Source organism: Christensenella hongkongensis, from assembly GCF_000981035.1.
Lineage (GTDB): Bacteria > Bacillota > Clostridia > Christensenellales > Christensenellaceae > Christensenella > Christensenella hongkongensis.
The window spans coordinates 285,036-299,207 of record NZ_LAYJ01000112.1 but is presented as its reverse complement, the minus strand read 5'-3'; the positions used below and the strand labels follow the sequence as shown (position 1 = coordinate 299,207).

Here is a 14,172-nt window from a genome sequence, read left to right as displayed (position 1 = left end):
GTTGGATTACTTTATGCGTTCCTTTTGTTCAATCTCTTCCGGACGGATATTTTCCGTTTGTCCATAAATGAAGATAATTTCAACGAACCCGCCTTCTCCATATTCGAAAACATGCCACTCCAGCTCATCAAAGTGAAGCGTCATCCCCTTTTCCAGTTCCATTTTATGCAGAAGGCAGCCCGGTTCTCCACCGTAGCGCACCCAGCCGTTTTTAGCGTCTACAATATACACCGTTTCTTCCGCATGGTTATGAGGCTGCATCGGGCCGGCCTCGTCGCAGTATTTTCCAAAGCCGACCGTCATTTTTTCGCTTAAAATCGGCGAATCCTTACCGACCACTTTTGTGATAATCCTTCCCGGCAGCTTTTCTCCGCACAGTTCGTTTTTCTTTTTCGATTCCATATCAAAACTCCTTTTGTACGTTTTGCTTTAGGCGTATTATACCTCAAAAGCCTTTTCCCACACAACTTGATCAAAACCATCGCCTTACTATTGGCAACGGTTGCCTGCCCAATCAAATCCAGCGCTTTTTTTACATATCGCCTGGGATACCCTCACAGCCTGCCGGCTGCCTTTCATCCTGCTACCGGTAAAAAAAAGGCGCCATCCAGGGCGCCGGCAAAAAACTATGCGAACGAAAAAGTGCACCTTTCAGATCATTATTTCATCCGAAATACATCCCACCGTTCACATCGAGTACCGCTCCTGTGATAAAGGAAGCGTCGTCCGAGCACAGAAAGGCGACTGCAGATGCAACCTCATGCACCGTGCCATACCTTCCCAATGGTATTTTCGCAACAAGCTCCGCTGTTTCCTGCGCGCTGAGCCCGCCAAGAATACCGGTATCCGTAGAGCCCGGGGCAATCGCATTGACATTGATGCCATGCTGTGCAAACCGCGCCGCAAACCCCCGCGTCAGGCCAATAATCCCCGCTTTGGCCGCAGAATAACCAAGTCCGTTTACAATCCCGCCATTCCTGCCTGCCAGTGACGAGAGGTTGAGTATTTTCCCGCAGTGCTTTTTCTTCATATAAGGCAATACCTTTTGTGTAGCAAAAAAAACGCTTTTCAGGTTGATTGCCATTATATTATCCCATTCCTCCTCCGTGACGTCCTCAACCGGCGTGGAATGGAAAATCCCCGCATTGTTCACAAGGATATCGACCGTTCCAAAGGATTCCACGGCTGTATTCACCATCTTTTCGATATCGCTTACTTGCTTTACATTGACTTTCACCGCTTTGACCTGAAGTCCGCGCCCCTTTAGCTCCTGTTCTACCTCAGTTGCCATATCACAGTTCATATCGGCGAGTACGACATTTGCCCCGTTTTCAGCGAAAAGCTCAACACAGCCCCTGCCTATTCCTTTCGCGCCGCCCGTGACGATTGCCGTTTTTCCTGTAAAATCCATTGCTTTCTCCTTTACCGGCGGCCATGGAGGCCGCCGAAGGTTTTTCTTTGTCGAATTTTATTCATACTTGGATGCGTCCCATTCCGCGCAGCCAAGGTAACCGCCATCAATGATGAGAGACGTAGCCGTCACGCCGGAGGAATCCTCACACGAGAAAAACAGGCATGTTTTTGCCACATCTTCCGGAAAAAGCGGCTTGTTAATCGGCACGCGTGTCAGGCGCTTTTTGTAATGTGCCTGCGGATCTGCCTCTGCGTCCATATGCGTATGCAGCATCGGCGTATCCGTAATGCCCGGGCAAACGCAGTTGCAGCGAATCCCATATCTTGCGTAATCAAGCCCGATTGACTTTGAAAGGTTGAGCGCCGCACCCTTCGATGTCGTATAAACAGGCGTGCTGTCCTGCCCCACAAAGCTCGAAATAGAGCCGACGTTTACCACATAGCTGTGCTCATGCTCCTTTAAATACGGAAACGCGTATTTAAAGGACAGGAACATGGACTTCACGTTGACGTCCATTACAAAATCCCAGTCCTCCGACGTATATTCGTGAAGCATCTTTACGTCGATCATTCCCGCATTGTTGATCAGAATATCAATGGTGCCATAACGTTTTGCGGTCTCCTCGATGGACGCTTTGATATCCGCTTCCTCAGACACGTCACAACGGAAGAAAAAAGCTTCGCCTCCCGCCTGCCTGATTTCCTGCGCAATCGCTTCGCCCTCGGCGGGCGTCCTGCCGATCATCGCCACCTTTGCGCCTTCCGCCGCAAACAGGCGGGCAACGCCGGCGCCGATCCCTTTGTTTGCGCCGCTAACCCACGCGACTTTATTTTCCAGTTTTAATGCCATAACAATCCACTCCTCTTTTTCCGCTTACCGGAAAATGATGCTGCTGATCAAATCTATATTTTTGCTGAAACGGTAATCCTCCATATTTGCCTGGAGAACGTCCTTGTTTTCCACCAGCCTACCGGCCATTTCATAGTACTTCTCAATCAGGCGCACACAGGCTCGGAAAGAATCCTCCCTGTTTTCACGGTTTGCAATGATATCCACAGAGCACCAACCGTCAAAATCCGTCTGGATGAGGTAATACATAAATTCCAGGTTTTCCCAGAAATTGACCGTTCCGAAAATCATATCCGGATCTGCATTTTTATAGTTATCGTTAAGATGCACCTGGAACAGTTTTTTATGCCTGTCCATAACAACGCACGATTCCGCGGGATTTTCTGCCGCCGCAAACGAATGCCCTACGTCAAGCGCAAGCCCTACGTTATCCTTTGCGATATCCTGCACCAGCATCATCGCCTTGCCTGTGCTGTTTACAAGCATTTTCTGACGGGGATCCTGCGGCTTTGGTTCGATTGCAAGCTTCATGTCGCCCGCGTATTCCGCGATCTCAATGAAGTTATCCACCATACGTTCCCATGTCGCCCGGTAATCCACCGAAAATGGATAATCCATGCCGTCGTGCGCGGGCCATAATAAAACGCTGTGTACGCCAAGCGCTTTTGCAAAATCGATCCCTTCCTTGCAAAGCTTCATGTTTTCCTTCTGTACATCTTTTTGAGAAGTTGAAAACGCTCCATGGCGATATTTCCTGTCTCCGAAATTATCAATCAGCACCAACGAGGGCACCAGGCCGTATTCCGCGAGAAATTTTTTGTTTGTTTCCGGATCATCCGGCAAAAGCCCGGGCTTCCATGTATTCATAAAGCCCTTAACCGATGTGGATGCAATCGTTTCAAATGCCTTTTTTACATCTACGCTGTCAAAATACCCCTCCGGGACATACCGTTCGCTGAACGTGCCAAAGCAGAACAAATGACAATCCAGGTTAAATTTCATATTTCTTACTCCTCTTGCTCCTGAGTTCGGTAGATTGCCCCGCCCCGGAGAAATCTCCGGGGCGGAACCTTACCTTTTTTTAGAAATCGTAGTCGTTTACGTTCTCTTTTGTGAATTTAAGCGGCGGAGCATAAGTAATGCTCTTTCCATCTTCAGATACCGTCACCTTCTGTCCGATGTTGGGAATCTCCATCTGATCTGTGATCTCGTTGCCCAGGCTCTTCTGCCATGCGAGATATGTCGTCGCATACATAAAGCCCGTCGGATCGTACAGATAACCGCTGTCCAGCGATCCGTCCTCCAGGAACGGCTTCGCGTCGTTAGGAACGACCGTACCTACAACCGCGATCTTATCCTGCAGTCCTTTTTCCTGTACTGCCTGCGCGGCACCGATCGGAGCCGGCGTACTGATTCCTACGATACCTTTGAGGTCTGGATAGGATTTGATCAGTTCAAGCGCCTTTGTATAAGCCGTCTGCTGTTTTTCGTCGCACGGGATGATATCCGTAACGAGATTCAGGTTGGGATATTTTTCTTTTGCATAGTCCATGCCTGCGTTGATCCAGCTGTTGAGGTTCTCTGCGGAAAGGCCGCCCGTGATGATCGCATAGTCGCCTTCCGTCCCCATTGCTTCTGCAAGGCCGTCCCAGATTGCTTTCCCAAATTCTTCGTCGTCAAGCTGCCTGCACGAAAGGTCTGCAAGCCCCGCCTCTGCGTAGCTGTCCCAATCGACGATTGTTACGCCCGCTTCGCGCGCTTTTTTGAGTACCGGCGAGAATGCCGCCGGATCGTTCGGCGCTACCGCAACGCAGTCAATTCCTTTATTGATGTAATCCTCAAGGATTTTGACCTGCTCTACCGCGTCTGCCGCCGTCGGGCCGGTATAGATCACGTTGATTCCAAAGTCTTCGCCCGCCTTGACCGCGCCTGCTTCAAACGCGTCAAAAATCGGAATACCAATCATCTTTGGAAGAACGAGCACCGTGAAGTCGTCCCCGGACTTGTCAGACGAATTTTCCGCCGCCGGAGCTGCGGAAGCCGCCTCCTGGCTTTGCGTTGCCTCTCCTGCCGCGGAACTTTCCGCAGCCGGTGTCTGCGCCGGTGCGCAGCTTGCAAATACAAGCGCCGCTACCAGAATGACCGCTGCCACTACCAACAATTTCTTTTTCATTTTTTTCCTCCCTTTTTTTATTTCCAGAGTTTTGTTAAGCCGGATTTCCCTTTTTAGAGAAACTTATTTTCTTTTTGGATGCGCCTTTCAGTGTGTTTGCCGCAAGCACCGCGATCAAAACCACTCCAACGCAAATATCTGTATAAAGCTTGTTTACGCCCAGTATGTTAAAGCCGGTGGTGATAAGCTGGATGATGAGTACCGCAACGACCGTGCCAGCCACCTTACCATACCCGCCGGAAATGCTTGTGCCGCCGAGTACGACTGCCGCAACCGTCTGGAGCAGGTAAGAGGCGCCGTAATCCACCTTTGCCGAATTGTACCTTGAGATCATGATGATCGCCGCAAGCCCGCACAGCAGGCCGGACAGAATATAGACGCCAAACAAAACCGCTTTGTTGTTGATGCCGGAATACCTTGTCACCTTGGGGTTGCTGCCCACCATGTAAACCTTCTCGCCCCACACCGTTTTTTCAAGCAGGAAGAACAGCGCTACCGCAACGATCACAAAGAAGAGCAGCGGGACCGGAATCCCCAGAACGCTTCCCGTGCCGATTGTAAAGAACTCCTCCGGAAACCCGGAGATTGCGCCGCCCTCTGTGAGGTTCAGGCTGATTCCTTCAAACAGCGTCATGGTTCCAATCGTAACGAGCATAGGCGGTACGTTCAAAAAGGAAATGATCGCCCCGTTAAGCGCGCCCATGGCAGCCGCGCTGACCATGCACACCACGATGCCAAGCGTAATTGCCTGCGCTGGTTCCAAAGCGGGATTTGACAGCACCATCGCTCCCAATATCCCTGAAAGAGCCGCCGTTGAGACCAGCGACATATTGATGCCTCCTGTCAGGATCGCAATCATCATGCCCAGCGTCAGAAGTCCAAATTCCGGAAACTGGAACGCAAATGTCTGGATCACCCCGCCGTCAAATAATGCGCCGCCCGATAAAATTGCAAATACTGCGATGATCAGGCCCAAAACGCCCAGCAGGATGTATACTTCGTTGGTTTTTTTCATAACGTCCTCCTATTACTCCTTGATATCCACTTTGACCATCCTGCGTTCCTTCATCGTTTGCTGGACGACGTCGATTGAGATCGCAATCAGGATTACAAGGCCTATCGCAATTTTTTGATAGAACGTAGGAATGTGCATCAAAACCATTCCGTTGTTGATCACCGCCATAAATAATACGCCGATCGTCGTGCCAAGAACGGTCCCATATCCACCGAGGATATTCGCGCCGCCTACGACCACCGCAGCGATTACCTGCATTTCAAAGCCCTTGAATGCCAGCGGATCTACCTGTCTCATGATTCCCGTATGCACCACTGCCGCAAGGCCCGCCATGATTCCTCCGTACGTATAGGCAAATGTCAATACGCGTTTTGGCCGGTAGCCCACACGCTGTGCGGATTCTTCATTGCCGCCTACCGCATAAATTCCCCTGCCGATTACCGTATGACGCAGGATAAACCATGTGAGTATGATTGCTCCTGCCCAAAAAAGCCAAATTGCCGGAACCCCCCAGAACCCGCCGTCCGGAAGGTCCATTTTAAAGAGGTATTGCTGGCCCAGGCCGGAAATATAGTCCGGAAGGTTCCTGATATACTTTCCGTTTGTCACCAGGAGCACAAGCCCGTTGATAATGCTCATCGTGCCAAGCGTGGCAACAATGGCCGGAAGCTTGAGCCTTGCCACCAGCAATCCGTTCATCAGTCCCAGCACCGCGCCTGAAGCGCAGGCAATCAGCACCAGTATAAATAGATTTCCGCCGACCTTCGTGGAAAACTCCCCAATCACTACGGTAACGGCCGTAATAACCGCGCCGACTGATACGTCGATACCGCCGGTAATAATGATCAGGAGCATGCCAAGCGCCGAGATACCCATTACAATATTGGACGTCAGGATATCCATAATGTTGTCGGGGCGGATAAAGACGGTGTTCCCAATCGTAATGATGATCATTGTGATGATCAGGATGAACAGAATGCCCATCTCTTTCTTTTTGAATAGTTGTCTTACCTTTTCCATCTGTTTTTCCCCCGCTATAGAACCGCTTTGTTCAGGATCATTTCCTGTGTTGCGCCCTCGCCCATTTCCGCTACGATTTTACCGTTTTTCATAACAAGGATACGGTCGCAGATCGATATGACCTCAGGCAGCTCGGAGCTTACGACAATAATGCTCATGCCATCCCCTGCAAGCTGGCGCAGCAGCCTGTGTATTTCCTCTTTTGCGCCGACGTCAATGCCATTTGTCGGTTCGTCAACAATCAGTATTTCCGGATGTGTCGCCAGCCATTTCGCGATAACAACGCGCTGCTGGTTTCCGCCGGAAAGCTTGCCGACCAGCATATCCGGTATCACCGGCTTGATCGCCAGTTTTTCCATCCACTTTTCCGCCGATTTATTCTTTGCAGTATTGCTCAGGAATATGCCCTGCTTGAGCTCTTTAAGGATCGCAACGTTCAGGTTCCTCTTGATACTTTGCGTCTGGATGAGCCCTTCTGTCAGCCGGTTTTCCGGAACATAACCAAGCTTGTTTTTGATCGCGTCCACCGGGGAATCGATGCTGACTTTTTTACCGTGCAGGTAAATCTGCCCGCTGTCCGGCTTATTAAGGCCAAACAACGCCTGAATGACCTCCGTGCGCCCTGCGCCTACAAGCCCTGTGAAGCCAAGTATTTCTCCCTTGTTAAGTTCAAAACTGATGTCCTTGAAATTTGATTTTTTGCAAAGGTTCTCAACCTTCAGGATTGGTTCGTGAAATTTACGTTTTTCATAGTTTTCGTAGGTGATCTTCCTGCCCACCATCAACTCGATGAGCTGTTCCACCGTGATATCCTCCTTACGGAAGGTTCCTTTATACTGTCCGTCGCGCAGAACAGAGATCATATCCCCGACCTCAAATATTTCTTCCATTTTGTGGCTGACAAATATAATCGTAATACCGTCCGCTTTCAATTCGCGTATGATCTCAAAAAGCTGCTCTACCTCGCCCTGTGAAAGGCATGATGTCGGCTCGTCCATGATGAGCACCTTCACATCGTAAACGAGGGCGCGCGCGATAGCCACAAGCTGCTTTTTTGCAACCGAGATGTTTGCGACAAGCTCCTCAGGGTTGGCCTCAAGACGGACTTTTTTCATTGCCTCTGCCGCACGCTTTTTCATGTGCTTCCAGTCCACGATTTTTTTCCCATTGGCGATTTGAAGTCCCAACGCAATATTTTCCACAACCGTCAGGTTATCAAACAGCGAAAAATCCTGATAAATCGCTACAATACCCTGATTAAGCGCATCCACCGGCGAAGTGATATCCACTTTTTTGTCGTCGATCCATATCTCGCTTCCCTCGTCGGGCTTGTTCACGCCTGTCAGAATTTTGATCAAGGTCGACTTTCCCGCGCCATTTTCCCCAATAAGCACGTGCACGTCCCCTTTTTCGACCGAAAAGCTGATACCGCTCAACGCTTTTACGCCAGGAAATGATTTTGATACGTTTTTAAACTCTAAAACACTCATCTTTTCCTCCACTACTGCACTATTGCTCTGCCCTTTCATTATTACTTTATCGTTAAACTATTTAGTCCTTATGTTACCTGTACACACATTTTTAGTCTCTTTGCAGCCTGCAAACACATCCTTTCAACCAACCAATGTATGATTTTTAATTTTAGGTAAATAAAACCACGATTAAGCGGCTAACCTTTTCCTTTGGATAAAATTTTGTTTACTATTTTTTATACTGTCGTTTGGATAAAACCGACGCCTCACGGCATCCAGAAATTTGTTACTGTTTTGACTGTCTGTGTGTATTTTTAGTTTAACGTTAAATTTAAACTTTGTCAATACTCAATTTCAATTTTTTTATACTTTTTTTTGCTTCAATTTTATTTTGTTAACAAAACTTCTTTTTATACTGCCTGTTTTTAATCTTTCTTATTTCCGTATTTATTTTTGCCGCTTAGTATCTGCACAACAAATAAGCGCCTTGCATAGCTGATTTTAGTTTAACGTTAATCTATCCTTAGCCGGATAATTCCTCTTTTTATATCGTGGATGTTATATTAGATATTCTGAATGAAAATAAAAACTTTAAGTTTAAGAGCCGGGCTAGCCTTTACAGGCGTTATGAAACATGCCCCTGTTAAGTCGTGCAGGTTTTAAAATAGCGGTCAATGCGCGTGCGCACATTGGTTTCAAGGTTTTTATAAAACAGCGCGATGTCCAGCATGTGCAGGGATCCACGGTTCATCAGGAACTTTTTGAAGAACCAGCGCGCCTTATATAAATTGTAAGCGGCTTCGTCGTCGATTACAAGCACACCGCGCTTTTTGTCCACGCGGGCGCCTGTATAGTGCGGCGCGATAAAACGGAATTTTTTACCAAAATCAAAAAGAACCGCGCCTTCATTCATGCGTTTATCCGCATAGGCATAATCAAGCTTCCAGCTTAACGGGTTGACGCATACGGAATCCGGACGGATAAAGCGCATCAGCGGCAAATCCATTGCAGTCGTATTATAGCTTATGATCACGCCAAGGTCGTCAGCCGCTTTTGCAAGCTTTAAATGCGGATGAATGATAAAATCATCACGTACCAGCGAAAAGCCAATGAGGTATGCGGCCACCAGTTTCTTTTGCAGCGTACTGTCGCCAAATTCACGGCGCATCAGCTCAAGAAGCATTGCGCTGCCCTGGCTGTGTCCCGCGAGAATGAAGGGCCTTCCCTCATTATAATGCTCCAGATAATAATAAAAAGCATCCTTCACATCCTGATAGGGTTTCCTGCTCGCCTCCAAAAAATCAGCCAGAGGCATTTTAAAGCTTTCCAGTCCTACCTGGCGGTAATAGGGCGCATAAAAATTACACTGGCGCGCAAACAGCTGCCCCTGCCATGCGCTGATTCCTTTTGCAATCCCGCGATAAATTGGATTATACATTCCCATATTATGATTTTTCTTTTGGAACGGGTGTGCATAAATAGTCGGATATACAAAAAAAACGTCGACCGGCTTCGGCGCGTCTTTTTTTCGTGGCAAAAATGCCCAGAATCTTTTGCGCGAATAATCCATAGCTCCCTCACTTCACCTTATACTCTATATTATCACACGAAAGCGGGGCTGACAAACGCGATGGATTGAATCTGCTCCGGATTCAGTCAAAATTCCCCATAAAGCTGGCGAACGGGCTGATAATCTTTTGAAGCTCCTCAATGCTTTGGCTGAGAACGTCGAAACGAATGGAGGATATTCCCTTGATCGTCTCGTTAAGCGCTTCAATATCGAGCTCTTCCAATTTTCCGATTTCCCTTGTGGCAGTATCCGCAAGCTCTGTTGCAGAACGCATCATGGCCGGCAGCTCCTGCGTCGCAGTGGAAAACGTGGCATTCAGCGCAAATAGTCCAATCGCAAACACGACCACAAAAATGATGAGTATGACCGTATGCGTATGGGAAGAACGCAGCATTTTCCTGTTGTGTTCCTGTTGCTCCCGGAGTAGCGTTTCTATTTTATCCAGCTTCCCGGAATCGCCATCTGCTTTGTTATCTACCGTTTTCAATTCTTTTTCTTCCATTTTCGTCTCCTCCGGGTTCACAGGTTCTTCCCGATCCAATTCAGGATATCCCGCGCTACCTCCTGCCGGTTTATCTCATTTAAAAGTTCGTGGCGCGCGCCCTCGTAAAGCTTGAGCTCTGTTTCAAGCCCCGCCTCCCGCATCCATTCAAAGACTTCCTTTACGCCTTCTCCATAATTACCTACCGGATCCATGCCCCCGGAAATCAGAAGGTATGGTTTTTCCACCGGCATTCTCCGTGCCCACTGCATTCCTGAAACCTCGTCCACAAGATTTGCAAAATCATACGCCGCGCAGTCTGTGAAAAGGAAGGTGCACTGCGGATCGGCATTATAACGGTCGACGCGCTCCCTGTCGCGTGTGATCCAGTCGTTTTTCGTCCGGACTTCCTCATACCTGTCGTTGTACTTGGAAAACGCCAGGTGCGAAAGCAGCTTTGCCGATTTTTTCGCACGTCCAAAAAGCATTCCGACATTTGCAAGGAAACGAATCAGCCCTGTCAGGTTATTCGCGCCGGACGTCCCCATAAAAATAGCGCATTTTGCTTCATCGCCGTATTTCGTCATATAACTGCGGGCGACCATGCTCCCCATGCTGTGGCCGATCAGCACAAGCGGAATCCCGGGATACTGTTCCTTTATTTGTTTCGTAAGGGAATGTACATCCTCTACAACAAGCTTTTCCCCGTTTTTATCTGAAAAATAGCCATAATAGCTCCCTTCGTTTGCCTGCTTTGTATTCCCATGCCCAAGATGGTCGTTACCGCATACGATTCCCCCATGCGCGCAGATAAATTCCGCAAATTCCTCATACCGGTCTATGTATTCGCACATTCCATGGCAAATTTGCAAAATGAATTTGGGCCGGGCCCCGTCATCCTGCCAAATACGCGCGAATACGCTGCTTCTCCCATCCGCCGACGGAAAAGATAATTCCTGTTTTTGAAATGCCATAACGTTCCCCCCAATTACTTTTTTCTTTATTTTACTCCGATTCGCGCTTAAAAAACAGCCCGGTTTTGGTATCGGATTCATAAAAGAATGAGAAGCTGCCCCGCCAGGAGACGCATCCACTGCGCTAAGGTAACAATATCATTTCATTGAAATAAAAATTCAAATCGTTATTCTGCCGGTCAGCCAATCGGTTTTCCCGGGCTTTCCGGAGCATCGTCATACGAGTATTGGTTTTCTGCTCCCGGCATTTTTTTCCCTTTCGGCAACGGCCTTTTTTTACGGGCAATGCGATATAAAATAAACGGCGCGATCATCACAAGAACAAAGCTTCCGGCCAACATTGCGATATATCCCTCCGGTTTGACGGAGCCGGCTAATTGCGAAGGAGGCACAAAAGAGATCGCCAGTGCAAAAACAGATACGGCAAGGCCGGCAAAAGCCAGAATCAACCTGACCGGTTTTCCTTTGGATATTCGGAATCCGCGTTCCAGGTCATCATGCTTCCTGACAAGCTTAATATAAGAAACCAGCATGATAACATATCCCGCGAGATAAATCACAGCCGTCAATGAAATGGCGGTAAAAAATGAAATGTTATTACCGCCTCCGCCGCCAAAGGTGAGCAACGCAGCCCAGCCGCTTACGATTGCGGCCTGCATCATCAGAAATTTGGTGGGAACGCCGTGCTTATTTGTTTCAGTCAGCGGCTTTGCGAGCAATCCAAACTTACCGGCATATTGCATACCCCAGGAAGGGCCGACGATCCAGGAGGATACCTCCGCGCAAATACCTATGATGATCAGTATCCCAATCAAACCTGGCATCCAGCTCAAAGCTGCGCCAAAATGACCGGAAAGGGCTTCAAATCCCTGGATAACGCCCAACGAAAGGCTGATTTCCTTTTCCGGTACAACCGAAGCAATCGACATTCCGTTCACTGTATTCAGAATAATGGCCATAATAATGAGCATAATGATTGCAAGCGGATAATTCTTTTTCACATTTTTCATTTCGATTGCGTGAGGCGCGGATGCTTCGCTGCCCGCATACGATAAAACAAAGGAAACAAAAACAACCAGGGTACTAATCTGGGAAAAACTGGGGACCAGACTTTGTGCGTCAAGCTTGATCAGGCTTTTCCCTCCGGTTGAAAAATAGGCGACCAGCATGGCGATTAAGATGATCGCCGGAACGATAGCTCCCGATGTAAAGCCTACCCTTGTAACCAAGGACGTCAGGCGCGTTCCTCTGAATTGCAGAAATGTCAGCCCCCAGTAAACGATAAGCACAAAGACATATTTGATCCACGGCGTTGTGTTCAGCGCGTCCCATTTCAGGACATAGGAGAGCGCTCCCAGAAGAAAATAAATCATGGTTACAGCGCTGACCGTACACTGGAACCATTGGAAAAACACATTGGCAAAGCCCCATTTTTCTCCCAGCATATTTCCCGACCAGGTATAAACGCCGCCTTTATCCCACCCCTTGACAGTCGCCATTTCGGCAGAGGATAACGCGACTGGGATAAACCATAAAATTGCAGCCAATAATAAGTAGAACACAAGGGAGAAGCCGGAAGATGCAAATGTTGGATATTCGTAAATTGCGACCGACATTGACGCTGTCAATGCAAAAAACGCGAATAAACTTAAATGTTTTCCCTGTGGAGCAACGTTATTTTCTTTTTTCATTTTGATTCTCCTCTATCGTTGCATGGCAGAATGAATATTTACACTATAATAAACTCCGGTTCGGTTTGTAATCATTGTTTTTGACGCGGCGCACCGTCCCGTAAACATTTCCCCAAGAGACTTATGCGTTAAAAAACACCCGCGCCATTTGTAGCGTAAAACACGTGATTTTAATAAACGGGAAGCCTTCCGCATAGCCCCAAATATTTTGTTTCCGGCCGGGGCGCGTTTGTCCTGAGATGCTTTTATTTTGTTTGGATTTCTTAGCCCGTGGTTATAATAGCTGAAATATATTTGCCAAACGCAAAAGTAATTTATTTAGAAAGAGGTTGTTCGATATGTGTACTGCATTGACACTCATGACTGATCAAAAAGAAGTTTTCTTTGGTAGAAGCATGGACTTTTCATACGCCATAGAGCCAGGCGTTTTTGCTGTCCCGGAGGCTTTTGAATGGAGCGACATTTTGGGAAATGCAAAATTCCAGAATAAATACCGCTTTATTGGCATCGGGCAGGAACTGGACCTTGGCCAGGGGGCAGAAAAAAAACTTGTCTTTGTAGACGGCGTAAACCAAGAGGGCTTTGCGGCAGCAACCTTGTATTTCCCGGGATACGCGCATTACAGCTCCGCGGCGGAAAACGTGGGGAAGCCTGCGCTTGCCGCCCTGGAGGTCGTACATTATCTTCTGGGGCAGTGTTCTTCCGTAGACGAAGTAGAAGATGCGATCCGTTCGGTCGAGATTATCAGCGTCGAAAACTCCGTTACAAAAATGGATACGCCGCTGCACTGGATTGCGACAGACAAAAGCGGCAAGTGCATCGTGATCGAACAGACGAAAAAAGGACTGGATGTGTGGGATAACCCCGTTGGCGTTTTAACCAACAGCCCTGATTTCAACTGGCATCTGACCAATCTTCGCAATTACATGAACGCGTCTACGCAGCAGGACGCGCACGTCCAGTGGGCAGATGCTACATTGACTCCCTTTGGTAACGCTTCAGGCACAGACGTACTTCCCGGAGGTTATACCCCGCCGGCAAGGTTTGTCCGTACTGCTTTCCAAAGGGCTCACGCACAAATTCCAAAAAGCAGGGAAGAAGCTGTTACCATGTGTTTCCACCTGATTGAAAACGTCATGATACCCAAAGGCATTGTGATCACAAATAACGACACTGTGGATTTCACACGCTACGTCTCCTTTATGAATACGCAGACATGCGAATATTTTTTCAAAACATACGATAACAATCAAATTATTACGGCGAAACTTCCGAAGGGGGATATGACAGGTCCGGTTTCTATGGGAAAAATCAGCCAGCCCCTTACGTTTCAGAGCTTAGCTGCAGAATAAAAAATATTTGAAGTGTTTTGCAACGAGCCGATGGAACGTGCCGTACTGAAGAAATGTTCCATTTTCCATTCATACTGAGATTTACAAAAGCAGGGAGGAACATGTTCCCCCCTGCTTTCTTCCTGCCCGTTCTCGTTCGGCCTTTATAACACGCTTGCTTA

General features: G+C 48.1%; 13 protein-coding genes. 1 reads left to right on the top strand and 12 read right to left on the bottom strand.

Features of this window, described 5'->3' with window-relative positions; translation table 11 throughout:
- Nucleotides 1–6: 6 nt before the first annotated feature.
- The 12 genes from CHK_RS11455 to CHK_RS11400 form a co-directional block, all read right to left on the bottom strand.
- Nucleotides 7–402, bottom strand: a complete 396-nt coding sequence (locus CHK_RS11455) for a hypothetical protein (protein ID WP_046444172.1) — start codon at nt 400–402, stop codon at nt 7–9.
- Nucleotides 403–664: 262 nt separating this feature from the next.
- Nucleotides 665–1,411, bottom strand: coding sequence for an SDR family NAD(P)-dependent oxidoreductase (locus CHK_RS11450; RefSeq protein ID WP_046444171.1), 747 nt, complete (start codon nt 1,409–1,411; stop codon nt 665–667).
- Nucleotides 1,412–1,468: 57 nt separating this feature from the next.
- Nucleotides 1,469–2,263 (bottom strand): SDR family NAD(P)-dependent oxidoreductase, encoded by a 795-nt coding sequence (locus CHK_RS11445; protein WP_046444170.1) that lies wholly within the window; start codon nt 2,261–2,263, stop codon nt 1,469–1,471.
- 24 nt (nt 2,264–2,287) lie between these two features.
- The gene (locus CHK_RS11440; protein ID WP_046444169.1) at nt 2,288–3,265 is read right to left on the bottom strand and encodes a sugar phosphate isomerase/epimerase family protein; all 978 of its coding nucleotides are present in this window, start codon (nt 3,263–3,265) and stop codon (nt 2,288–2,290) included.
- A 79-nt stretch (nt 3,266–3,344) separates the two neighbouring features.
- A complete protein-coding gene (locus CHK_RS11435; RefSeq protein WP_052740544.1) occupies nt 3,345–4,436 on the bottom strand; it encodes an autoinducer 2 ABC transporter substrate-binding protein in 1,092 nt (363 codons plus the stop codon).
- Nucleotides 4,437–4,470: 34 nt separating this feature from the next.
- Nucleotides 4,471–5,451, bottom strand: a complete 981-nt coding sequence (locus CHK_RS11430; protein ID WP_046444168.1) for an ABC transporter permease — start codon at nt 5,449–5,451, stop codon at nt 4,471–4,473.
- Between the two features lie 12 nt (nt 5,452–5,463).
- Nucleotides 5,464–6,471 (bottom strand): ABC transporter permease, encoded by a 1,008-nt coding sequence (locus CHK_RS11425; protein WP_046444167.1) that lies wholly within the window; start codon nt 6,469–6,471, stop codon nt 5,464–5,466.
- A gap of 14 nt (nt 6,472–6,485) precedes the next feature.
- On the bottom strand, nt 6,486–7,961 hold the full coding sequence (locus tag CHK_RS11420) for a sugar ABC transporter ATP-binding protein (RefSeq protein ID WP_046444166.1): 1,476 nt from the start codon (nt 7,959–7,961) through the stop codon (nt 6,486–6,488).
- Nucleotides 7,962–8,586: 625 nt separating this feature from the next.
- The gene (locus CHK_RS11415) at nt 8,587–9,513 is read right to left on the bottom strand and encodes a DUF3089 domain-containing protein (protein ID WP_052740543.1); all 927 of its coding nucleotides are present in this window, start codon (nt 9,511–9,513) and stop codon (nt 8,587–8,589) included.
- Between the two features lie 82 nt (nt 9,514–9,595).
- The gene (locus CHK_RS11410; protein ID WP_046444165.1) at nt 9,596–10,015 is read right to left on the bottom strand and encodes an AI-2E family transporter; all 420 of its coding nucleotides are present in this window, start codon (nt 10,013–10,015) and stop codon (nt 9,596–9,598) included.
- Between the two features lie 17 nt (nt 10,016–10,032).
- Nucleotides 10,033–10,968, bottom strand: coding sequence for an alpha/beta fold hydrolase (locus CHK_RS11405; RefSeq protein WP_046444164.1), 936 nt, complete (start codon nt 10,966–10,968; stop codon nt 10,033–10,035).
- A 179-nt stretch (nt 10,969–11,147) separates the two neighbouring features.
- The gene (locus tag CHK_RS11400; protein ID WP_046444163.1) at nt 11,148–12,659 is read right to left on the bottom strand and encodes an amino acid permease; all 1,512 of its coding nucleotides are present in this window, start codon (nt 12,657–12,659) and stop codon (nt 11,148–11,150) included.
- A gap of 338 nt (nt 12,660–12,997) precedes the next feature.
- On the opposite strand from CHK_RS11400, the gene CHK_RS11395 reads away from it, so the two are divergent.
- Entirely contained in the window at nt 12,998–14,011 is a 1,014-nt protein-coding gene (locus tag CHK_RS11395) for a choloylglycine hydrolase family protein (RefSeq protein WP_046444162.1), read from the top strand.
- Nucleotides 14,012–14,172 lie beyond the last annotated feature (161 nt).